Source organism: Butyrivibrio sp. AE2032, from assembly GCF_000702965.1.
The window spans coordinates 275,290-297,469 of sequence record NZ_JNLF01000005.1 but is presented as its reverse complement, the minus strand read 5'-3'; the positions used below and the strand labels follow the sequence as shown (position 1 = coordinate 297,469).

General features: G+C 47.2%; 20 protein-coding genes and 3 tRNA genes. 22 read left to right on the top strand and 1 reads right to left on the bottom strand.

Going from position 1 to position 22,180, the window contains the following annotated elements; all coding sequences use genetic code 11:
• The first annotated feature begins 59 nt into the window (after positions 1 to 59).
• The 7 genes from BO18_RS19060 (at position 60) to rsmI (ending at position 5,836) form a co-directional block, all read left to right on the top strand.
• The gene (locus tag BO18_RS19060) at positions 60 to 923 is read left to right on the top strand and encodes an ABC transporter ATP-binding protein (RefSeq protein WP_034448987.1); all 864 of its coding nucleotides are present in this window, start codon (positions 60 to 62) and stop codon (positions 921 to 923) included.
• The gene (locus tag BO18_RS19055; RefSeq protein WP_034448986.1) at positions 916 to 1,602 is read left to right on the top strand and encodes an ABC transporter permease; all 687 of its coding nucleotides are present in this window, start codon (positions 916 to 918) and stop codon (positions 1,600 to 1,602) included. Before BO18_RS19060 ends, BO18_RS19055 begins: the two co-directional genes overlap by 8 nt.
• Complete coding sequence (locus BO18_RS19050) at positions 1,602 to 2,042, top strand: LytTR family DNA-binding domain-containing protein (protein WP_034448985.1); 441 nt, start codon at positions 1,602 to 1,604, stop codon at positions 2,040 to 2,042. The genes BO18_RS19055 and BO18_RS19050 overlap by 1 nt, the downstream gene beginning before the upstream one ends.
• Positions 2,042 to 2,506, top strand: a complete 465-nt coding sequence (locus BO18_RS19045; protein WP_034448984.1) for a DUF3021 family protein — start codon at positions 2,042 to 2,044, stop codon at positions 2,504 to 2,506. Before BO18_RS19050 ends, BO18_RS19045 begins: the two co-directional genes overlap by 1 nt.
• Positions 2,507 to 2,632: 126 nt before the next feature.
• Complete coding sequence (locus BO18_RS19040) at positions 2,633 to 4,168, top strand: hypothetical protein (protein ID WP_034448983.1); 1,536 nt, start codon at positions 2,633 to 2,635, stop codon at positions 4,166 to 4,168.
• Positions 4,169 to 4,223: 55 nt separating this feature from the next.
• Positions 4,224 to 5,030, top strand: coding sequence for a tRNA1(Val) (adenine(37)-N6)-methyltransferase (locus tag BO18_RS33100; protein ID WP_051688945.1), 807 nt, complete (start codon positions 4,224 to 4,226; stop codon positions 5,028 to 5,030).
• On the top strand, positions 5,018 to 5,836 hold the full coding sequence (gene rsmI, locus BO18_RS19030) for a 16S rRNA (cytidine(1402)-2'-O)-methyltransferase (RefSeq protein ID WP_034448982.1): 819 nt from the start codon (positions 5,018 to 5,020) through the stop codon (positions 5,834 to 5,836). Before BO18_RS33100 ends, rsmI begins: the two co-directional genes overlap by 13 nt.
• Positions 5,837 to 5,839: 3 nt before the next feature.
• Here rsmI and BO18_RS19025 read toward each other — a convergent pair whose 3' ends face one another.
• Positions 5,840 to 6,625: a hypothetical protein gene (locus BO18_RS19025; protein ID WP_034448981.1), complete on the bottom strand. Its 786-nt coding sequence runs from the start codon at positions 6,623 to 6,625 to the stop codon at positions 5,840 to 5,842.
• Positions 6,626 to 7,306: 681 nt separating this feature from the next.
• On the opposite strand from BO18_RS19025, the gene metG reads away from it, so the two are divergent.
• The 15 genes from metG (at position 7,307) to BO18_RS18950 (ending at position 22,178) form a co-directional block, all read left to right on the top strand.
• The gene (metG, locus tag BO18_RS19020; RefSeq protein WP_034448980.1) at positions 7,307 to 9,250 is read left to right on the top strand and encodes a methionine--tRNA ligase; all 1,944 of its coding nucleotides are present in this window, start codon (positions 7,307 to 7,309) and stop codon (positions 9,248 to 9,250) included.
• Positions 9,251 to 9,256: 6 nt separating this feature from the next.
• Positions 9,257 to 10,105: a TatD family hydrolase gene (locus tag BO18_RS19015; RefSeq protein ID WP_051688944.1), complete on the top strand. Its 849-nt coding sequence runs from the start codon at positions 9,257 to 9,259 to the stop codon at positions 10,103 to 10,105.
• Positions 10,106 to 10,107: 2 nt separating this feature from the next.
• A complete protein-coding gene (locus BO18_RS19010) occupies positions 10,108 to 10,581 on the top strand; it encodes a hypothetical protein (RefSeq protein ID WP_034448979.1) in 474 nt (157 codons plus the stop codon).
• A gap of 120 nt (positions 10,582 to 10,701) precedes the next feature.
• Positions 10,702 to 10,777, top strand: a tRNA-Val gene (locus BO18_RS19005).
• Between the two features lie 7 nt (positions 10,778 to 10,784).
• A tRNA-Asp gene (locus BO18_RS19000) sits at positions 10,785 to 10,862 on the top strand.
• A gap of 45 nt (positions 10,863 to 10,907) precedes the next feature.
• Positions 10,908 to 10,983: transfer RNA gene (locus BO18_RS18995), tRNA-Phe, on the top strand.
• Between the two features lie 72 nt (positions 10,984 to 11,055).
• Complete coding sequence (locus BO18_RS18990) at positions 11,056 to 11,730, top strand: CPBP family intramembrane glutamic endopeptidase (RefSeq protein ID WP_034448978.1); 675 nt, start codon at positions 11,056 to 11,058, stop codon at positions 11,728 to 11,730.
• 33 nt (positions 11,731 to 11,763) lie between these two features.
• Positions 11,764 to 12,354 (top strand): hypothetical protein, encoded by a 591-nt coding sequence (locus tag BO18_RS18985; RefSeq protein WP_034448977.1) that lies wholly within the window; start codon positions 11,764 to 11,766, stop codon positions 12,352 to 12,354.
• Between the two features lie 181 nt (positions 12,355 to 12,535).
• A complete protein-coding gene (locus tag BO18_RS33095) occupies positions 12,536 to 14,089 on the top strand; it encodes a phosphodiester glycosidase family protein (RefSeq protein WP_051688943.1) in 1,554 nt (517 codons plus the stop codon).
• Positions 14,090 to 15,238, top strand: coding sequence for a hypothetical protein (locus BO18_RS18975; RefSeq protein WP_034448976.1), 1,149 nt, complete (start codon positions 14,090 to 14,092; stop codon positions 15,236 to 15,238). It begins immediately after the preceding gene.
• 130 nt (positions 15,239 to 15,368) lie between these two features.
• Positions 15,369 to 18,755, top strand: a complete 3,387-nt coding sequence (locus BO18_RS18970; RefSeq protein ID WP_034448975.1) for a glycoside hydrolase family 2 TIM barrel-domain containing protein — start codon at positions 15,369 to 15,371, stop codon at positions 18,753 to 18,755.
• Positions 18,756 to 18,831: 76 nt separating this feature from the next.
• On the top strand, positions 18,832 to 19,971 hold the full coding sequence (locus BO18_RS18965) for an acyltransferase family protein (RefSeq protein WP_034448974.1): 1,140 nt from the start codon (positions 18,832 to 18,834) through the stop codon (positions 19,969 to 19,971).
• A 24-nt stretch (positions 19,972 to 19,995) separates the two neighbouring features.
• On the top strand, positions 19,996 to 20,610 hold the full coding sequence (locus BO18_RS18960) for a sugar O-acetyltransferase (RefSeq protein WP_034448973.1): 615 nt from the start codon (positions 19,996 to 19,998) through the stop codon (positions 20,608 to 20,610).
• Positions 20,611 to 20,635: 25 nt separating this feature from the next.
• A complete protein-coding gene (locus BO18_RS18955; RefSeq protein WP_034448972.1) occupies positions 20,636 to 21,328 on the top strand; it encodes a DUF3267 domain-containing protein in 693 nt (230 codons plus the stop codon).
• Between the two features lie 4 nt (positions 21,329 to 21,332).
• On the top strand, positions 21,333 to 22,178 hold the full coding sequence (locus BO18_RS18950; RefSeq protein WP_034448971.1) for an HAD family hydrolase: 846 nt from the start codon (positions 21,333 to 21,335) through the stop codon (positions 22,176 to 22,178).
• Positions 22,179 to 22,180 lie beyond the last annotated feature (2 nt).

Here is a 22,180-nt window from a genome sequence, read left to right as displayed (position 1 = left end):
ATTGAATGCACTTCCTGACTTTGTTAGTTTTGTGCCAGCATAGTTCAAAGGAGAGCATTATGATTAAAGCGAAAAACATTTGCAAGAGTTTTGCGGACAGGGAAGTTCTCTCCGGTATCGATCTTGATATCAGGCCGGGCATGATATTCGGTTTGCTCGGACCTTCGGGCGCCGGAAAGACTACGCTGATAAAGATAATCACCGGTCAGCTCGTATCCGATGAAGGTGAAGTAAATGTACTCGGAAAAAACGTCAAAGACCTGACGGGTGCCGATAAAAAACAGATTGGCATCATGATGGATGATCACGGTATCTATGAGCGCATGTCATGCAGTGATAACCTGAAGATCTTTGCTGATATTTATGGTGTTCCTTATTCTGAGATCGATAAGACTCTGAAAGCAGTGGGTCTTGCGGAAGCAGCAAAAAGACCTGCTATGAAGCTCTCCAAGGGTATGCGTGCAAGACTGAGGCTCGCAAGAGTCCTGATGATCTCTCCTAAGATCCTTTTCCTGGATGAGCCGACGAGCGGTCTTGATCCGATGACGATGAAATATATCCATAAGCTGATAATCGAACAGAAGGAGAGAGGATGCACTGTCTTCCTTACCACTCACAACATGGAAGAGGCAAGTGTTCTCTGCGGTGAAGTTGCCTTGCTCAATGAAGGCAGGATCATAGAACATGGTGCGCCTGATGAGATATGCAGAAGATATAACCATCAAAAAAAGATCAACATCCATTTGACATCAGGTGAAGATATCGGACTTGAACAGGAATCAGATTCAGCAGTTGTGATCAGCCGGTTGCTTGAGCAGGGGAAGATCGAGACGATACATTCTTCTGAACCGACGTTAGAGAGTGTATTTCTCGAACTTACGGGAAGAAAACTTGAAGCGGATGAGGAGGCTAAGTATGCGTAACATCGGTGTGATCATAAAAAAGCAACTGAAGGATACTTTCAAGAATAAGACTGTCCTTATCCAGTTTGTAATGTTTCCTGTGCTTGCACTTATTTTCGAAAAAACGATACATATTCCTGATATGCCGGAACTGTTCTTCACCAAACTGTTCTCAGTAATGTACATGGGAATGGCGCCTTTGACTTCTGTCGCTGCGATCATCTCGGAAGAGAAGGAAAAGAATACTCTCCGCGTTCTCATGATGGCTAATGTAAAGCCATGGGAATACCTTGCTGGTATCGGCGCATATGTCTGGATGATATGCATGGCAGGCGCAGGTGTGATGTCAACGTCTCTTCCTGCCAAAGACATTCCGTTCTTTCTTGGAGTAATGGCCGCAGGATTCATCATCTCGATCGCTGCCGGCGCATGCATAGGAATATTTTCCCCAAACCAGATGGTATCAACTTCTCTGGTTATGCCTGTCATGCTGATTTTTTCCTTCGCGCCCATGCTCGCAATGTTCAATGATAAAATAGAAAAAGTGGCAAGGATCTTCTACACGCAGCAGATAAGAGTCTTGCTGAACAACATGACATTTGACGGGATAAAGCCGGAGAGCCTTGTGATTATTGCCGTAAATGCAATGCTTGCACTGGTGCTCTTTTTCGCGGCATTCAAGAAAAAAGGACTTGAATAATGAAGATCAATCTCGACATTGACGGAAAATACGATGACATAGAAGTCATCATCAAAGCGCCTCATCTGAACAATGACATTGAGCGGATGGTCGCCATGATGCGCATGATCGACATGCAGATCGCGGTCAGGAAAGATAATGAGACGTATCTTCTCGATACGGATAAGATACTTTATATCGAAGCAGTTGACCGCAAGACATTTATATATACGAACAGCGAAAACTATGAGTCTGAGCTTAAGCTCTATGAACTCGAGCAGCAGCTGGTCGAACGTGATTTCCTTCGCATCAGTAAGCAGAGTATCGTAAATCTCAGAAAGATAAAGAGCCTGAAGACTGATGTAAACCGCAAGATCCGCATCACCCTGCAAAACGGTGAACAGATCGTTGTTTCGCGCATGTACTCTGATGAGTTGAGAAGAAAGCTGGGGTTAAGGTAATGGAAGACAAAAAGAGTGTATTTGATTATATTAAACAGTTACTGTCGATCTTCGGAACGGTAGTCCTCATAATTGCCGGAATAAGTTATTTCATCGGCGATGAAGCACAGAGTGTATCTTCGATTTTCTCTTTGGGCTCCGGCGGGATCTCGCTTGCAACATTGATGCAGTTCCTGCTGTTGTCAGTTGTTTGTGTGGCAGCTGATACCATTTTCAATACTGACCTGCTTATAAAGAACATGCCTCTTTTACTCCGCAATATCCTGTTCTTCACGACTGCGTCGATTGCCGTTGTCGTAATGGTCCTGGTTTTCGACTGGTTCCCTGTAGGGCAGATGTGGGCATGGATATCTTTCATTATCTGTTTTGTTGTATGTACCGTTGCAAGCACCATTATCACACGTGCCGAAGAACGCGCAGAGAATAAAAAGATGCAGGATGCTTTAAACAGATTAAAGAAATAATCTGATGAGGATCAGACCATTTCAGGCCCCTGATATATCACTCCTGACAAATTATTAGTATAATCAGTTTGGTGTCTGGTACAGCGGCGTTATAGCCGGGGCAAGGGGAACAAGGGCTGATCTGAAATGGCATTTTTAAAAAGTTATTCCTGCGTTAAGTGTGGAGGTGTCCTGAGCTTTGATGAGGATCAGGAGTTTTTTGACTGTCCTTTTTGCGGTACCAGGTTCCAAAGCGCAACTTTCCACCGTGATGAACTGTTCAGCCAGGCAAATGCAAGTCTGGAGCAAAAAGCTTTTGAACTCGCCAGGGAAAAGTACGAACTGGTATTGGCTGATGCCCCTCATGATCTCGATGCATTATTAGGCATCGTGCTTTGTGAGGCAGGCGTATCATCTTTTGATGAGCTTGAGGATCCGGCTGTCTTCAGGGATAAGGATATTGAAAAGATAAGAGAAGCAGTCAACATGGCGAAGGATAATTCCGCTTCCGGGGAAAAAGCATTTTTCGAAGGTCTTTTGGAACTGGCTGAACTGGGCGCGGAAATCAAAAAGTCAGGAGATGTAAAAAAAGAGGTAAGTTCGGGAGCAACAAGAAAAAGTTTTGATGAAGCCTCTGAAGTTGTCTCGGGTTATGACTCGTTAAAAGCGCTGGGCTTTACTATAGGCGCGATCCTGTTAGGCGGGGGTGTGATCTTATGGATATTGGGCTGTCTGACTGATTTTGCTCTTTTGAATTATATTGCCGGTTATATGATCGCCGGATTCATCTTTGTCGCCTTAATGCTGATGGGCCTGAAGCGTAAAGGCGATCCTGCTATAGATAAATACCGTCATGTTGCTAATGTCGGTATGTCAGCAAAGACGGTTGCATCAAGGAAAGAGGAAACAGGAATCGAAGAGTATAAAAAGAAGTTCTTGCTATTAAAGAACTCATTGCCTGAACTGAAAAATTCTTCAAAAACTGCCCGGGAATCCGTGGTGTCCGGAGATGTCAATACCGTTACTTCTGCCGTTCCGGAGAAAGATGTTGCCTGCGACAAGTGCGGCGCAAAACTGTCCCTCGATGATTCAGGGCGCGTATACCGCTGTGAACACTGCGGTGTGGCTTATGGTGTCTCATTGTTTTTCGGCCTTCCGCTCGAGAAAGCGCTGAACGCTCTGAACGCAGGATATTTCGCAGAAGCAGACAAAAGACTGTCGCATGTCCTGATGCAGGAGCCGTCTGATTTTGATGCCTGTCTCGGAAGGATCCTCTGCTGTGGCAGGTGGACCAAGATAAGCGATGTCGATTATTCAAAAGATCTCTCGATAGAATTGATCCGTAAGCTTGAAGGCCTTACGAAGGATGCCGAGGAACGCGTCAGTGCGCAAGACAAAGATTTCTTTGTAAAGGTGAGAGATCTCACAAACGCTCTGACTAAACTCATGCTCAATAAGAAAAAACAGAGCGGCCTTGGTGTCCGTCTGGATAAGCTCGATGCCGCCAAGACGGCATATTCCTATTCGTATGAATATGTCAATTCCGTTCCCGAAAAAGAGAGACGGGAGGCCGACTACGATCTCAGGACTCTTCAGATCGAAGAAGAGAAGATAAGAAGCCGCATTGGCGCGTTAAAGATCGAACTGATCGGGATGAGAAGTGACAGCGTATTCGCCAAATAAATGTATAATATCCTGTATCACATAAATATCACATTAAGAACGGCGGTAAAGGCGGTTGTCTGATTCTTTGGTTATCAATGTCGAAGGCGAAAATATCGTGCCTGAAGATCTCGGGCGCAGCGGGTTCATGCTGCTGCAGCACAAGGACTGCTATAAGCTCGATACCGCGAGCGTTCTTTTGGCCTGGTTTGCCGCTTCGTTTGTAAGGCAGGGAAAGCTTAGCGAAATGCTTGAGCTTGGGAGCGGTACCGGCGGAGTCTCTCTGCTCGCTTCTGCCCGCTGCCAAAATGCGCACATAGACGGCGTAGAGCTCGTCGGGCTTGCATATAAGGTCTTCTGCGAGAATATAAAACTCAATAACTTGTCAGACCGTATCACTGCTTATAACTGCGACATCCGCGACCTTCCCGCTGAGATCAAGAACAAGGTTTACGATGTGGTCTTCATGAATCCGCCGTTTTACGACGGGACCAAAGGCTCTGTCACGGATGCTTCTGTCAAGTCAGAGCACGAGAAGAGTGCGCGTTTTGCTGATCGCGGTGTCCTTGAGGATTTTATCCGCGTTCAGTCTCTCCGCACCCGCACCAGCGGAGGCTATGCAGTCATGTGCATAAGTCCTGACAGGGTGCCGGAAGTCTTTTCGCTCTATGCAAAATACAAGATCACGCCTGTGCGCCTGCTGACTGTTCATGCGAATGCTTCAAAGGATGCTTTCCTTGCTCTGATAGCAGGGAAGAAGGGCGCGCCAAATGCGGAGTTTAAAGTATTGCCGCCGCTGTTCATCAATGAAGAGGAAAGTTCATCCCTTACAGCAAGAGCGGCACATATATATGAGGAGGAACACTCAGATTGCTTTATCTAGTCGGAACACCTATCGGTAATATTGATGACATGTCGCCCCGCGCCTGCGAGGTCCTTTCAAGTGCGGATGTGATAGCCTGTGAGGATACGCGCGTCACGGGAATACTCTTATCGCAGCTCGGCATTACAGGAAAGCGCCTCATCGCATACCATGAGCACAACAAGGCTGCCAGCGGCAACGGCATACTTGATCTTTTAAAGCAGGGACTTAACGTCGCCCAGGTATCCGATGCGGGCATGCCGGCCATAAGCGATCCGGGTGCGGATCTCGCTTCGCTTGCTGCTGCAAACGGCATTGAAGTGTCCGTTATCCCCGGGCCGTCAGCGGTCACTGCAGCTTTGAGCATTTCCGGACTTGATACAAGATATTTCCACTTCGAAGGATTCCTTCCCTCGGAGGGCTCGAAAAGGCGTGAGCGTCTGAAGGCTCTGACGTTGATCGGCGAGACGATAGTCTTATACGAGGCTCCGCACCGCCTGAAGAAACTTCTGGATGAACTGCTTGATGCCGGCTTTGGGTCCTCGAAGATCTCTTTATGCCGCGAGCTTACCAAGAAATATGAGGAAGTGCTCAGGATGACTGTCTCGGAGGCTGTCTCATACTATGCCTCAAACGAGCCCCGAGGTGAATTCTGTATCTGCCTTGAGCCTCTCGAACAGAAGACCATGGCTCCCGCAGGGGACGGAACTGCTCTTATCGCTTTGCTGAAGGAAAAGGGCATGTCTTCAAAGGATATCGCTGCCATTGTATCCGAATATACTGGCATGAACAAGAAGGAAGCTTACAAGATCGCTTCTGAGAGCTGAACTTTAGCGGTAGTTCTTTTCGATAAAAGCGTCAAGGGCTTTTACATCCAGAGGGCAATCCGCTGACTCAAAAGTGTAGAACAGCCTGTCTCCCTGAAATATGCCGGCACGCATGTATTTTTTCGCGCGCTCCGGGATATCCTTTGTATATTCGGGGTCAGTCATTTTCCCGGAATGCTCATGGTAGAGCACTTTGCGGTCGCTCAGCCTCAGAATAGTGAAGTCCGGATGGATTATTTCTTTCCCGACCTTTAGAGGGCACTCATACTTGTAAGGGATTCCCTTGGCATAAAGCCTGTCCGCAATGATTATCTCCGACTTAGACCTGACCCGCTCGCCTCTGAGTGTGTAAAATTCCGGTGCATCTTCCTTGAACGGCTTGGGTTTGAAGGGTTCTGACTGCCACTTTGCCGCGTATTGGTTATCATCTTGAACGATCGGCTTGGCGTAAAGTTTGCGCTCAGGGGTAAGGCCGTCATATACATTCTCTGGAATTATATCAGGGTAGTGATCAATAGCTTTTTTTACCACCTCTGCCTCAGCCAGGGCTGCTTTTTGCGTCTTCAGCAAATAGCTCTTTTGTATTAACTGTTCAAGTAGCTCCTGTTCCTTGGAAGCCAGGTAGATCACGCCCTGACCGGTGCCTGCCAGGCAATAATGCGTTCCCTTGTGGTGGTGCTTGATTTCTATCCTTCCTTCAGGAAATGACTTCAGCTTTTTATCTAATTGCCTGATAGTCTTTTGAAGGATCTCATATCTGGTTTGTAATCTTTCGAGTGTGTCAGACACAAGCTGTCATCTCCTTTCTATAGATAATGATAAACGCCCGGAAGCGCGATTTTAAGGGCTTTTTGCAGTATCTGCAAAAGTTGAGACGAGTCTTGAAATTATCTTGATATTATCAATTGCGCTGCGCGTTCTCTCAGCCTGATCTGGTAGTCTGAGATGCTCGAAAAGCGGGATTTCAGATTTTCAACTGGTAGTCTGAGATGCTCTGGAACTGACAGGTTCAGACTACCCAAATCTCAACATGGTAGTCTGAACTTGCTTAAAAAGCGGTATTTCAGACTACCAAAAGTCCAAGATGGTAGTCTGACATGCCCGAAAAATGACAGGTTCAGACTACCCAAATCTCACATGGTAGTCTGAACTTGCTTAAAAAGCGGTACCTCAGACTACCAAAAGTCCAAGATGGTAGTCTGATATGCCCGAAAATCGACAGGTTCAGACTACCAAAATCTCACATGGTAGTCTGAACTTGCCCTAAAAGCGGTACCTCAGACTACCAAAAGTCCAAGATGGTAGTCTGATATGCCCGAAAATCGACAGGTTCAGACTACCAAAGCACAGCAAGGGCCTTTGCTTACGATGGGATATAGCTGCTCACTTCTTGAAAACTTCATCCCAAATCACTATAATCATTTAATTACGCGCTCTAATATTAATAATATATGCGCGAGGAGGAACATCATGGCAGAAAAGAAGACATTCTACATCACGACACCGATCTACTATCCGTCGGGCAATCCGCATATCGGACATTGCTATTCTACGCTCGCCTGCGACGCTATCGCAAGGATGAAGCGAATGCAGGGCTATGATGTAATGTTCTCCACAGGTACAGACGAGCATGGTCAGAAGATCGAGAAGAAGGCGCAGGAGATGGGCATCACTCCTAAGGCTTATGTAGACGAGATCGTCGCTAACTTCAAGAAGCTCTGGGCCACACTCGGCATCAAGTACGACAGATTCGTCAGAACAACAGACGATTATCATATCAAGACCGTTCAGAACATGTTCGAAAAGCTCTACAACGACGGTTACATCTACAAGGGCGCTTACACAGGCAAGTACTGCACACCCTGCGAGTCTTTCTGGACAGAGAGCCAGCTCGTTGACGGCAAGTGCCCTGACTGCGGAAGAGAAGTTACAGAAGCATCCGAGGAGGCTTATTTCTTCAAGCTTTCAGAGTTCGGCCCGAGGCTTAAGGAACTTCTCCTTGATCCCGAAAAGAATTTCCTGGAGCCTAAGTCCAGAGTCAACGAGATGATCAACAACTTCATCGAGCCCGGTCTGCAGGATCTCTGCGTATCCAGAACGAGCGTTAAGTGGGGCATCCCCGTTACTTTCGATGAGGGACACTATGTTTACGTCTGGATGGACGCTCTCACGAACTATATCTCGCTTCTTGGCTTCATGAACGACACATATGATGACTACGAGAAATACTGGCCGGCAGACATGCACGTAATGGCGAAGGAGATCGTAAGATTCCACTCGCTCATCTGGCCTGCATTCCTCATGGCATTGGGAGAACCCCTTCCCAAGAAGGTTTACGGCCACGGCTGGATCACTTTCGGCGAAGGCGGCGGAAAGATGAGCAAGTCAAAGGGCAATGTCGTCGATCCTTTCGTTCTCTGCGAGAGATACGGCGTTGACGCTTTGAGATATCACCTCTTAAGAGAGATGGTATTCGGTTCAGACTGCCCTTATTCAAATGAGCAGATGTTCGCAAGGATCAACTCTGACCTCGCTAATGATCTCGGAAACCTTGTTTCGAGGACAGTTGCGATGGCTATCAAGTATTTTGACGGAACGCTGCCTGTTGAGAAGGATTTCAACGATTCTGACAACGACCTGCTCGAGCAGCTCGACGCGCTTCCCGATTATGTTTCGGATACTTTTGAGACGATGCGTTTCTCCGACGGTCTTGCCAAGATCTTCAGCGTTATCGCGAGAGCAAACAAGTATATCGACGAGAACGAACCCTGGAAGCTTGCTAAGGATGAGACAGCCAAGCCCAGACTTGCCGCTGTTCTTTATAACCTGCTTGATGCCATCAGACGCGTTGCTATTCTCCTTGAACCCGTTATGCCTCATACATCCCCCAAGATCTATGAGCAGATCGGTGCTGATGCTTCCAATACCACGTGGGAGTCTACTAAGGTAAGACACGGACTTGCAGCTGACGTAACTGTCAAGAAGGGCGAAGTACTCTTCCCGAGGATCGACATCGAGAAGGAGATCGACGAGCTCAACAAGCTGTTCCCGGCAGAAGAGGAGAAGGGCAAGGATCTTGAGCCATTAAAGCCCCTTACAAAGTTCGATAACTTCGCTGCTTTGGATCTGAGAGCCGTTAAAGTCCTTTCCTGCGAGAAGGTCGAAAAGTCCGACAAGCTCCTGAAGTTTAAGGTCGACGACGGATTCGGCGAGAGACAGGTACTTTCCGGCATCGCCAAGTACTATAAGCCTGAAGAGCTTGTAGGCAAGACTCTTGCGATGATTGTAAACCTTGAACCCAGAAAGATGATGGGCCTTGAGAGCAACGGCATGATCCTCTCGGTCAAGTATGGTGACGGTTACAGGGTCGTCGAGTTCGATGATTCCGTTCTGCCCGGTTCTGACATTTCGTAAAGAACTGTGAAGGAAGCCGTATATTACAGCGGGAGCGCTGAGTTTTTTGATACTCACGCTCACATATACAGTAACAGGTATGAAAAAGAAGGTAACACTTCAGTAGAGGACGTCCTGCAAAGATGCAGGGCGTCCGGTGTTACTTCCGTGCTCATTCCTGCAGACAACGAATATACTTCGAAGGCTTCAGTGGATCTGGCAAACAGGCTTGACGGTTTCTCGGGGGTTACCCTGTACGCTTCTGTGGGAGTCCATCCGCACGAGGCGAAGGATTACACGGATGATACCGAGAAGTTCCTGAGGGACTGCCTGGAGCACCGCTCAGAGAAAAAGATTATGGCTCTGGGTGAGATCGGTCTTGATTATTACTACGATCATTCCGAGAGGAACATTCAGCGGGAAGTCTTCGAAAAGCAGCTCATACTTGCTTATGAGTACGATATTCCGTTTATCCTTCATGAGAGGGACGCTACGGGCGACTGCCTTGACATCCTGAGACGCTTTTATAAAGAGGGCAGGCTCAGGAGCCTTCCCGGAGTATGCCACTGCTGTTCCTGTTCTTTAGAGGCCTCGCAGGAGCTTGTTAAGATGGGTTTCTATCTGGGCTTTGACGGTCCCATAACGTTTAAAAACAATAAGAAGACGCCGGAAGTGGCGCTTAATACACCCTGGGACCGTATAGTAATAGAGACGGACAGTCCGTATCTTACGCCTGAACCGAACAGGGGCCTGTTAAATGAGCCGTGCCACGTTCCGTTTGTGTGCGAAAAGATCGCCGAGATAAAGGGTGTGACTATTGATGAAGCCGCCCGAATAACCTATGATAACGGCAAGAAGCTTTATGGAGTAGATTGATTATGAAGAAAAAGAGCGACATCATCCTGATCATCATCACCGTGATATTGGTAATAGTCCTTGCGGTAGGGTTCGTTTATGACAGGAACACCGCACTGATCGAGAGGACAAACCATGTGGCCATCGTCGGTGACGAGAATCTTGAGATCGTAAAGATGAACAAGGTCGGCTTCCTTTTTATGCGCGCAGCATACGAAGCAAGACTCAGGATCAAGGATGGTGAGGCCGATAACTATATCATCCGTATTGCACAGACATACGGCGGTGCAGGCGAGATGTTTGACTATACCCAGTATAAGCAGTATGAAGCTGATGCCTTAAACGGCGTAACAATCAAACCTAATCCAAGGGAAGATTCGTTTATCTGGGTGCTTGGCGTACGTCTCGAAGAGAATTCAAACAAGAATGTGGTTTATATCGTTACTCTTGAGGGCGAGGGAGAGGCATATCTTTACCTGTATTACTCGAGACGATAAGCTGAAAACGGCAGAAAATACGGAGTTTCAACCGATTTTGACTTTCTTGAAAAACTATATTGACAATGCTCCGGATTTTTTTTATAATTCATTCGCGCTTTGAATAAAGGTGTGGCTAACGGAAGCTTAGCTCAGCTGGGAGAGCATCTGCCTTACAAGCAGAGGGTCACAGGTTCGAGCCCTGTAGTTTCCACCAATGGTACGGCGCAGTAGTTCAGCCTGGTTAGAATGCCAGCCTGTCACGCTGGAGGTCGAGGGTTCGAGCCCCTTCTGCGTCGCCATTAACTTTAGGCCGAACACTTTATAAGGTGTTCGGCCTATCTCTTGCTCAGATAGCTCAGTCGGTAGAGCAGGGGACTGAAAATCCCCGTGTCGGCAGTTCGATTCTGTCTCTGAGCACCAAACGTCAGAAACTCTTTCTTTTGTTTAGATAATTGCAAAAGAAAGAGTTTTTTGCATAAAGGGGATATAAAGATGACACACAGAAAGAGATTGACTCCGGCACTTGCTACGCTGCTGTTCCTTTTGGTTGCGGTGGCATGCCAGGTTGTTGTGATTAAGATCTTTCCTTCTGTAGTGGGACAGTCCCTTGTTGAGGACAATGCTTATATCCTCACGAGGATAATGGAAGGATATCTCATTGTTCTTTCACTCATCTTTGCTTTCTTTACGAGATTCAAGATCCACTTTGAATGCCTTACTCCCAAAAAGGAGATGCTCAAGAAAGATCTCATCGCGGCGGGTATAATCAGCGTTTCACTTATCGTGATTCTTGTGATCATCCGCTTTGTTCAGAATTTCTTTTTCCCCGAGATCGCTGAAAGACCGTGGTTCGGACTTTATCTTACAACATACATGCGCTGGTTCTATCCCATCAGCGCAGTCCTGCAGGAGCTCTTCGTAAAGGGTATCGTAGAGGATAACATCACTGCTTCCTGCAAGAAATACAATATGCATTTCTCCGTATGGATGACGGGACTGTTCTTCTTTGTGCTCCACATGGGTTATGAACTTCCCATGATGTTCGGTGCTGCCGTACTCTGCATAGCGACAGGTTATCTCTATGAGAAGACCAAGTCCGTATGGGGCAGCATCCTTATCCATTTCGTTATCGGATTCGTGCCGAAGATAATCGGTGTTACAAGGTAAAGGGTATCTTCCGGTTCAACGAAAAACTGCAGAATGAAAAGAAATGTAATTATTTTTCTGATAATCAGTTTGCTTGTAGTTTCTGCCGGCGGTCTTTTGGGATATTTGATGAATAATCAATATGCTAAAGGATTTTCCGGACATTTTGATAAAGATATTATCATTTCTGAAACTTTGGTCTTTGACGAACCGGAGATTATTGAACAATATGGACATGCTGTTGTTATAGAAGCAGGTTCACATGGGAGTATATCTGATTTAATAACTTCAAGCGGAGATATTAATGGATATGATTATATCGGCACAAGCATTCTTCTTGAAAACGGAGATTATATAAAAGCGGTGATTTCTTTCGACGGTAAAACGGAAAAACAGGTAGTTAAAGCTACGGATATTTACCCACATTCAACAGATAAATATATTATTGTCTTTGATATCAGCAAAATCGAATCTTCTCAGACAGTTCTTGACGGGTATAAGGAATCGCGTGAACAGTACTATTCAAGTGTAAGAAAGGCCCGGATTGACGGAATGATTATCGGTGTGAGTTCTTCAGTGATAATAATGAGTTGTATCGGTTCTGTTATTTACTTTGGGAAAAAGAGAAAAGAGAGTGAAAATTGAGTTCTGAGCTGGAAGAAATGCTCTCGATTGTCCAGGCAGAACAGTAATCATATTAAGCAAGATAACAAACAGATTACATCTTGCTGACATCTTGTTTTCGTCCGGCTTTGTCAAAGAACCCTTATGCTATACTCCGAATTGACCGTTAAAAAAAGATAATAACGATTTTTTCGAGGTATATATGGAGTCGGATAATCTTGCAAAATTCCGGAAGATAGTAGCTGAACTTCCGGCTGAAAAGAGGGAAGAACTTCTCGGACGCATGAAGGGTATGTCGAGGGAAGAGGCCATGAAGGTCGTTGAGCGCATGGTTGAGATATCCGAACAGCGCAAGATTGAGATCACGGCAACGAAAAAGGTGCTCGCAGCGAGCGGCCGTGTTTCTGAAGAGTCCGGCAGAGTTGATTACGAAGTAAGAGAACCCCGCACCTGGACTGAGAACAGACCGCACGACGACAGGAAACTCGAGATCGTCAGGAATCCCCAGGTGAGAAAGAATGCTCCGCAGGCATCAAGACCTGCTCAGCGTCCCATAAAGAAGGCTGAACCTGCTGTGGCAAGAGCCGGCAGGGACCAGGTCGCACGACAGATTGAGCAGAGAGAACGTGAGCAGGCTGAGGCTCAGATACGCAGGGAAAAGAATATCGCGCTTGCAAAGAAGGCAGGTAAGTTCACCCTTAAATGCTTTGGAAGACTGCTCGGAACGGTTGTTGCCACTCTGGTTATCGTTCTTGCAGGTTTCTATACATTCCTGGGCATAATCATGAAAGGTCCTTCGGCACATCTGAGGGATCAGTTCGTTCCTTCAGTAATGGAGTCTTCGGCAGGCGGAATACTTGCAAAGATGATCCTTTCCGATGAAGAGATCGATTCCATAATGAACAGCAATACGACACATGAATTTGATGAGATCACAAACACAACTCTCGTCAATGCTATGGCGGCACAGCAGAATGCAAATGCGAATGCTGATACGGCAGTCGTAAACGAGCTTGATCCCGACGGAGACGGCATCGAAGTACACGATATCAGCGGCCCGATGTATCACGGAAAGATGCTCGTTATCTACGATCCTTCGAGGATCATGGTCGCAACGATCGACAACTATAATCACAACGGCGCAGGTCTTACGCTCAAGGAACTCATCGAGAAGTACGGCGGCGTCGGAGGTATCAACGGCGGACAGTACGAAGATACCAACGGAATGGGAATCGGCGGATGGCCTGAAGGCATTGTTATCTCTGAAGGCCAGCTCAGGATGGGTAACCCCGGCAGTACTTATGAAGTCTACGGCATGACCAATGACAACGTGCTCGTTGTAGGCAGGATGACTGCTCAGTATGCGCTCGATATCGGCGTTAGGGATGCGGTATCTTTCGGTCCCGAGCTTATCGTAAACGGCGTTGCTGCTAACTACAGCGGATGCGGCGGCGGACTTAACCCGAGATCCGCTATAGGCCAGAGAGAAGACGGTGCGATACTTCTACTCGTTATCGAAGGAAGAAAGACTTCATCCATGGGTGCGACGATGGCTGACCTTATCGACATAATGCTCGAATACGGTGCGGTCAATGCCGCAAATCTCGACGGCGGAATGTCTTCTGCTATGTGGCTCAACGATGAAGAGCTTGTATCGAGTTCTTCCATAAGGGTATCGCGTCAGATGCCGACTGCATTTATCATTCTGCCTCAGAAAGACGGCGGTGCTGCAGATCAGCAGGTGTCGGTGAATTAAATGAAAACCTCCGGAAACAAGAACGATAAAGCAAATTCCAACGGGAAAAAGGAGAAGGGAAAGATCAATTTCTTTCTCGTTTTCCTTATCTGCTGGCTTATCGTTGTCACCGGATTCATTGCATGGTTTCTATTAAGGTTTAATGATTTTGCGGCTAACTACGAAGCCCAGTACCAGGATTCATTGCCTTATCACACAGCTGAAGCCATTACAGCGCGTTTCAACGATCACGATGTCGATTACATCTGGAACAACATGTCATCCAAGCCCTCGGTAACCGAGTTTGAAGACGATTCCGTGGTCAAGGATTATATAGCTTCATTGCTCGAGGGAAAGAGTTTTATCTATACCGAGACGGATACATCAAGAGAAGATGAACCGGAGTACTATGTGAAGACAGAGGAAGGACTGCTTGTGGCAAGATTTGAGCTCGAAGAAGACAAGTCCGTAAACCTTCCGTTCGGCTTTAAGGCATGGAAGGGCGAGTCTTTGGAGTTTTATACCGCTGCTTCGTTCTCTGCCAATATCTCCGCTCCTGAGACGTATACGGTGTTCGTTAACGGCGTGGCACTCAATGATTCATATCTGAACGGCGAAGTTACCCCGTCTGAGCTTAATCAGTATGTCGACCCCTATGCGGTTATCCCCGGTACTGCCAATTACCTCGTAAAAGGCCTTTACAAAAAACCCGTCGTAACAGCGAAGGATTACCTTGGAAACAATTGCAGCTGTATCTACGATGAGAAGTCAGATACGTACACGGTAGGATTCATCAAGGACTTTGAGGGAAAAGATGAACTTTCCGAGTATGCGATCAATTTTACTTCGACTTTCGCAAATTACATCTCCCAGGATGCCGGAGCTAATGCTCTCGACAAGTATTTTCCGAGCGGAAGCCAGGCTTTGAGCTACATCAAGAGGAATTCTTCAAGAGAACTCTATACCAAGCACGGAAGCGTCTCGATCCACAACGAGGAGATCAGGGATTGTATCGTATTCTCAGACGACGTCGTTTACATGGAGATCTATGTGGAGCAGTGGATGCAGATGTACTGGGGTTCGAGCGAGCCTGAAGTAATACCCACTGATGCACATGTTTATTTCGTTAAGATCAACGATAAATGGGTCGTCGGAGGCATTCAGTACTGAGCCCCGATTGCCATAGGTTTACCACAGAATTACTCCGTTTTTGTAACGCTCCTGAAACTTTGTCCTTTATTTAAAATGATAGAATTATCGTAGCGTATTATCGGACAAGCTACTGAAGGGGGTACATGTCTTGGAATTCACATATTCGAACGACGGCTTTTTGCCTTACGATTCATTTGACTATATTTTCAACGAGCGACAGATGCCGGAGTTCGGCAAGGTTGCATCACCTTACTTAAAGAAACTTACGACCTGGAGATTCTATCTTGCAGGCGGGCAGTCTGAGATACCTTTCGGCGTTATGAACACGTCTTTTGACGACTCGGAATGGGCGCTCGTCAATTGTCCTTCAACCTGGCAGACGGAAGGCTTCGGCCTGCCCCAGAACCTTATCTACGATTATCCTTTGAGACTTGCGGAGAATGCCGCAAGGAGAGAAGAGACCATCAGTGACAAATATATCCTCAAGTCAACAGGCAACGAGGATGATGAAGTCGGCATCTACAGGACTACTGTCGTGTTTACTCCCGAAGATATCGACAGGGCACTCTATCTTGAGACATCCGGCATCTGCGGAAGCTTCAAGGTATTCATCAACGGAAAGCTCTTATGCAATTCTCATGCCATCTTCACGCGCAAGAGACTTCTTATCTCGGGCCTTGTCGAAGCTGGCGTCAACCAGATAACCATTATCGTAAACCGTTACGACAGGGACGACACGGGACATATCATTCTCGACATGATGAATTACGGTTTCTCCGGTATATTCAGACCGGTAATGATCGTTGAGGATTCCTTGCTCGAACTGTCAAACCTTCATATCAAGCTCGAGTATGTGCCTTCTGCTTATATCTCCGAAGTCGCGAAAATGGATTCTCTCGCAGTCCGCGAGTCGGTATCACGTGTGCCTCACGGAGATTTCATGATAAAAGTCGATTTCGCGATGCGCAATCATACGAATTACATGATCCCTTATTCGGTCAGGATCTCGCTTCTTGAGGCCAGGGCCGAATACGATCCCTATAAGCTGCCGTTCGTAAACATCAAGGGGCAGAGCGAGCCTGTAGTGGGCGTTGTTGATGCTCTCAAAGAAACACGCGCGAGCACAGACTTCGTGGCATTGGACGTCGCTCAGTGGTCTGACTGCACGCCCGTGCAGTACGACATCATTTTCGAGGTGATGGATTCGGAAGGAAAGGTCATCTGCGCAAAGAAGAAGAGATTCGGCTTCAGAACGACGGAGATCGTTCAGGACAAGCTCAACGTCAATGACCGCCGCGTTAACCTCATGCTCGTAAAATACTACGAATTCGATCCCCAGGGCGGTATAGCTGTCCCTCAGGACCGTATGCGTCAGGACATCATTCTCATGAAGCGTGCAGGCATAAACGGCGTCATAGCCGACGGCATGCCGCTGTCTGATGAGTTCTTAAACCTCTGCGACCAGTACGGCATGTATGTAATCGCCACATCTGCTGATTACTGCATGAGGGATTATGTTGAAGCATGCATGAATCACCCCTGCATCGTTATGTGGGGTGTACAGAAATATAACTACAATCCCGAGACGGCATTGAGATTTAAGCAGGAATGCACTCTCATAGATGATACGAGACCGTGGTACTGCGAAGTGGTAAAGCCCGTAACAGCCAACGGCAAGAAGGTAAGGACACAGGGCAAGGTCTCTGACATGAAGCCTATGCCGAGTGATGCCGGTGCTGTCTTCGGACCATGGGAAGATCTCTGCCTCGACAGGAAGAAGATCTTCGGACTCAACAGGACGGGAAGAAACCTTTTCGAGACCATACCGGGCAGAACAAGGTTCACCGATGACGATACTCTCTACAAGTGGATACACCATGCGGATCTCGTCGGCGGAAAGCAGAAGGAGAATTCATGCATCGGTCAGGGCATCGTTGATGCTGAACGTAATCCGCACCCTATATATCTGGATATCAAGAAGCAGTGCCAGACCATCGCTATCTTCTCGAATGCGGGTGATCCTGCAAATCTTACGATGCGCAACTCCAACCAGTTCGGCTATACCGAAGAACTCGATCTGGAGTGGAAGATACTTCTCGGCGGAAGAGCCATCATGTCGGGAAGAGGCATGATCCCCGAGATCGAACCGTTCGGTTCGAGAACGCTGAAGTTCCCGTTTGCCACGGAGATATTCACGACACCCGGCTGGGCTCAGGGCAAGGCTGAATTCATCGAGATGTACATGAATGCTCTTTCGAAAGAGCTCGTATTCGATATCACGCTCAAGCTCCATAAGGACACATACTATGCGCAGGCAGGCTATGAGGTCGCATTCTATCAGGACGTTCTTACGGATAAGATAGCAAGTCCTGTCGGCGATACATATGAAGCGGCTCAGGGCCTTGGAAGCGGCAATAAGAATCAGCAGAATGTCGCACAGTTGGGTTCGGGAAAGAAGGTTTCTTCAAATCCCGGTCTTGATACGGGAATCGACAGCGACCTCGCGGTCAATGACGACCAGGCGCTCCTTACAGAAGATGACAGCGGAAAGGTCGAGAGGATCGAGAACAGCGCCGAGCTGGCAAACAGCGTGGCATTTACTGACGGAGCAACTCCCGTAGAGGAGAAGATCGTCGATGTCATCACGCACAACACGGTAAGTACCGTACCTCACGGTCTCTATGTCGGAAAGGGCAGTCTCAGGATCGGTTTCTCGAGAGAACCGGGCAGCCTGGAGAGCCTTGAGATAGCGGGATTTAATTTCCTTAAGGGACCTCTCGCGCCGAGCTTCTACCGTTGTCCTTCGAACATCGACAGAACGGACAGGAGTTTTATCCTTGCAAGGACCGTATTCTCAAAGGAGAGCGATTACGAGCAGATCCAGAACTCCATCAGGTTCATCGGTTCCGAATACAGCACCAGGGACGGCGAATTCACGATGATATCGAGATACAAGTCGTTTGCCATGAGCGGTGAGGTAATCCTTTTCTATGAGGTCCCTCAGGCCGATATACTGAGAGTCACGCTTGATTTCAAGCCTAAGTATGACATGGTCAGATACGGTATAAGATTTCCGATCGTTAAGAACGACTGCGTATGTTCCTGGTACGGAAGAGGTCCCGGAGAATCTTACGTTGACCGTAAGAACGCAGCAAGGCTCGGCGTTTATTCTGCCGGAGCAGGGAAGATCTATCACCCCTACGCAAGACCTGCCGAGAACTCATCACACACCGATACGCAGATCGTAAAGATCACAAACGGTGACGGCGATTCCGTTGAGATCAGAAGACTCGGCGACAATCCAAAGTTCGACTTTACGGTACTTCCTTACACACCTGAACAGATGAACGAGTTCCTGCATGAGGAACAGCTCATGAATAATGATTTCTGTGAGTTCTTCTGCGATTTCGCGTCGAAAGAGATCGAGAGGACGAAGGATAACATCACGTCACAGCCGGTCAAGAAGGACATCAGATACAGAGAGACATTTGAGTTGAGACTTGTCCCAAGACAGGGTTTCATAGAAGAGACTTAATCTGATACAATTAATGATTGTGAATTATCTTAGCTGCAGGGTGCCGGGGGTGCCCTGTTAAGAGGGGGCTCATTTTATGATCTATATCTGGTATGTCGCACTGGCCGTACTGCTTGTTTACGGCGCGAAGTTCTGCGCGAAAAATGAATGGAATGACGAGATAATGTCTTTTGATCAGACGAAGTCATTTCTGGGATTCTGCGCAGTCATCATTGCGTTCCATCACATCTCGCAGGCTACATGCGCTCCGTGGCTCAATCCCAAATACATAAGACCGGGACTCGAGATCTTTGTGACCGCAGGCTACCCGATGGTGGCTATTTTCCTGTTCTGTTCCGGATTCGGTCTTTACAAGAGCGCAAAGGCAAAGCCTGATTTCTTCAAGCGCTTCATACCGGTAAGGATGCTCCCTGTGATAATCCCTGCTGTCCTTACCACACTCGTATATGTCTATTTCAGATACATGAGGAAGATGCCGATCAAGGTCGTCAATCCGTTCAAGGTCGGAGGCCACGACACGCTGAATCCTTATATCTGGTACATTCCGTGCATGCTTCTCATGTATCTCCTTTTCTACATCGGATTCGGTCTTTTAAAGAAGGACTGGCTGGGGATACTCGTTGTTGCATTGGGTACTGCGGGATGGATAATATTCTGCATCAGGTTCAGATACGGAACATGGTGGTTTAATACGGCTCACATGTTCCTCATCGGCATCCTTGTGGCTAAATATGAAAAGAAGTTTTTCGAAAGCTGCAAGAAGCTCTATCCGATAAGACTGACCATTACCATAATTCTTTGTCTGGTATTAAGGTATGTCGCCGATAATGCGGGCGGATACTATCTTCAGGTCAATAACATCCAATGGACCGAGGCAAGCGGATACAGGGCTGACCTCATCGGTTCGATATTCCAGGTCCTTTACACGCTTGCGTTCATGTCGCTTTATTATCTCCTGAGCATGAAGCTTAAGATCGGAAATCCCGTTCTGAGATTCCTCGGCAAGTTCACGCTCGAGCTTTACCTCGTTCACGGCATCTTTATCCACATGTTCGGATACTGCATGATCAAAGAAGGAATAAAGCCCATCTACTATATCAAGGATGTTCCGCTTTTCACGCTCGTGGTACTGGCACTTGCGATTCCTGTGTCATTCCTTTTGAGTCTGTTCGACAAGAAGGTAGGAAAGGCATTGAGGCCCAAGAAGGCAAAGTAAATATTTTGAAAAGGAGATGTTGCTATGAATCACAAAGAAAGAATGCTCGCAAATCTTCCGTACAGATCCTGGCTCGACGGTCTTAGCGAAGAGCGCATGGAATGCAAGAAAAAGGTCTTTGCATATAACAATCTCCCGCCGGATGCCGTAGAGGAGAGGGAAAAACTCCTCCGTGAGATCCTGGGAAAGACAAAGGAAGGTTATCTTAATATCGAGTCGCCTTTCCACTGTGATTACGGATACAACATCGAAGTCGGAACGGGCTTTTTTGCAAACTACAACTTCATCATTCTCGATGTAGGCAAGGTGCGCATAGGAGATAATTTCATGTGCGGTCCGAATGTCCAGATATGCACTGCGGGGCATCCTCTGCATCCGGAGACGCGCAATTCGGGATATGAATACGGTATTGACATAACCATCGGAGATAACGTGTGGATAGGCGGAAATGTTCTGGTATGTCCCGGTGTCACGATCGGCAATAACGTCGTTATAGGCGGCGGAAGTGTTGTTACAAAGGATATTCCCGACAATATGCTCGCTTACGGCAATCCCTGCCGTGTGGTAAGGGAGATCACAGAAGCAGACAGGGATTTTTATTTCCGCGACAGAAAATTCGACGTGGACGATTATAAGTAACAGAGGGTTGAAGGTAAGGAACTTTATGGGTTCGGAAAACAAAGAAAAGACAAATGAGACTGTTAAGCAGGAAAGAAATCTTTCCGAAGCCGAGAAGAAGAGGGTGGAGGCATTTGCCGTCACCGAAGAAAAACTGAAGCAGGAAGGTTATGTCAGAAAGGATCTGACCATCAGCATAGAGAAGGCAAATCTTGTAGGACCTCTTCTCGTTCTGCCCATAATGGTCGTTCTGATAGCAGTATTCCTTATCCTGTACGGTTTTGAACCCGTAAGGGAAGTGATAAAAGATCATTCTCTTTGGACAGGCGTATCCATTGTCCTTGCAGGATTATCCATAATTCCCCTTGCTATCGTACATGAATGGATTCACGGTTTGAGTTGGGGCATCAGCGCTGAGCATCACATGAAGGATATAGAGTACGGTTTCATTAAAGAAAAGCTCACGCCTTATTGTTACTGCCGTTCTCCGCTCTCAAAGGGCGCGTATGTCTTCGGCTCCATGATGCCCCTGACGATACTTGGTGTCGTGGTAAGCATTGTAGCGATAATAATTGCGAGCCCCGTGCTCCTTTTGGTAGGCCTTATGCAGGTGCTCGGAGGATGCGGAGACATCCTCATCACGGGAATGCTCCTTCGTTATAAGACGAACGGTAAGGATGTTGTCCTTTTAGATCACCCGACGGAATGCGGCCTGATCGTTTTCGAGAAGCAGAAATAAGATTATGTGTAAGATAAACGGGAAAGTCCTTTTCGTTACTGATCTTGACGGGACACTGATGCATAGTGACCTTACGGTCTCCAATAGTACTGTAAGGATAATCAATGAGCTTGTCGGGAATGGCTTGTCTTTTACATATGCGACTGCGCGTTCAATAGTAAGCGCCAGGACGATAACAGGAAATCTCGATCTGAAGCTTCCTGTAATAACACGCAACGGCTGCGTGCTTGCCGATAACGGAACGGGAAAGTGTCTTGAAAAGTCGGTGTTCACTGAAGCTGAGGTAGAACTTTTAAAAGAGATGCTTCCTGAGCTCCCGGCATGCGGTTTTGTCTCATGCTTTGACGGCGACATGATGTTCAAGATGTTTCTTCCTGCAGAACACACGCCTGAGTTTCAGGGTTATCTCGATTACTATAAGGACGATCCCGGTACCGTGCCCGCAACAGGTTTTGATGAAATGTTCACAGGTCATCCCGGCTATGTCACACTGATAGGAAGCAAGGACTATATCGCTCCCCTCTATGAAAAGGTCAGGAAATACAACGGCTGGGAGAGCGTGTTCTCGAAAGATATCTACAGGGACGAATACTGGCTCGAGATATGTCCCCAGAACTGTACTAAAGCAAAGTCCATCCTGAAGCTTAAAGAGAGATACGGTTTTGAAAAGATAATCGTATTCGGTGACTCTATAAACGATCTCCCGATGTTTAAGGCAGCCGATGAGGCTTATGCGGTCTCCAATGCCATAGATGAACTGAAGGAAGCTGCCACTGCTGTTATAGGAAGCAATGATGAAGATGCAGTAGCCGATTTCTTAAGAGAATGGGCTAAAGAGAATCAGCAGTAATG

Excerpts from the sequence above, each read along its gene's own strand:
- BO18_RS19060 (WP_034448987.1), top strand. The coding sequence starts at position 60 with ATGATTAAAGCGAAAAACATTTGCAAGAGTTTTGCGGACAGGGAAGTT.
- BO18_RS19055 (WP_034448986.1), top strand. The coding sequence starts at position 916 with ATGCGTAACATCGGTGTGATCATAAAAAAGCAACTGAAGGATACTTTC.
- BO18_RS19050 (WP_034448985.1), top strand. The coding sequence starts at position 1,602 with ATGAAGATCAATCTCGACATTGACGGAAAATACGATGACATAGAAGTC.
- BO18_RS19045 (WP_034448984.1), top strand. The coding sequence starts at position 2,042 with ATGGAAGACAAAAAGAGTGTATTTGATTATATTAAACAGTTACTGTCG.
- BO18_RS19040 (WP_034448983.1), top strand. The coding sequence starts at position 2,633 with ATGGCATTTTTAAAAAGTTATTCCTGCGTTAAGTGTGGAGGTGTCCTG.
- metG (WP_034448980.1), top strand. The coding sequence starts at position 7,307 with ATGGCAGAAAAGAAGACATTCTACATCACGACACCGATCTACTATCCG.
- BO18_RS19010 (WP_034448979.1), top strand. The coding sequence starts at position 10,108 with ATGAAGAAAAAGAGCGACATCATCCTGATCATCATCACCGTGATATTG.
- BO18_RS18990 (WP_034448978.1), top strand. The coding sequence starts at position 11,056 with ATGACACACAGAAAGAGATTGACTCCGGCACTTGCTACGCTGCTGTTC.
- BO18_RS18985 (WP_034448977.1), top strand. The coding sequence starts at position 11,764 with ATGAAAAGAAATGTAATTATTTTTCTGATAATCAGTTTGCTTGTAGTT.
- BO18_RS33095 (WP_051688943.1), top strand. The coding sequence starts at position 12,536 with ATGGAGTCGGATAATCTTGCAAAATTCCGGAAGATAGTAGCTGAACTT.
- BO18_RS18975 (WP_034448976.1), top strand. The coding sequence starts at position 14,090 with ATGAAAACCTCCGGAAACAAGAACGATAAAGCAAATTCCAACGGGAAA.
- BO18_RS18965 (WP_034448974.1), top strand. The coding sequence starts at position 18,832 with ATGATCTATATCTGGTATGTCGCACTGGCCGTACTGCTTGTTTACGGC.
- BO18_RS18960 (WP_034448973.1), top strand. The coding sequence starts at position 19,996 with ATGAATCACAAAGAAAGAATGCTCGCAAATCTTCCGTACAGATCCTGG.
- BO18_RS18955 (WP_034448972.1), top strand. The coding sequence starts at position 20,636 with ATGGGTTCGGAAAACAAAGAAAAGACAAATGAGACTGTTAAGCAGGAA.
- BO18_RS18950 (WP_034448971.1), top strand. The coding sequence starts at position 21,333 with ATGTGTAAGATAAACGGGAAAGTCCTTTTCGTTACTGATCTTGACGGG.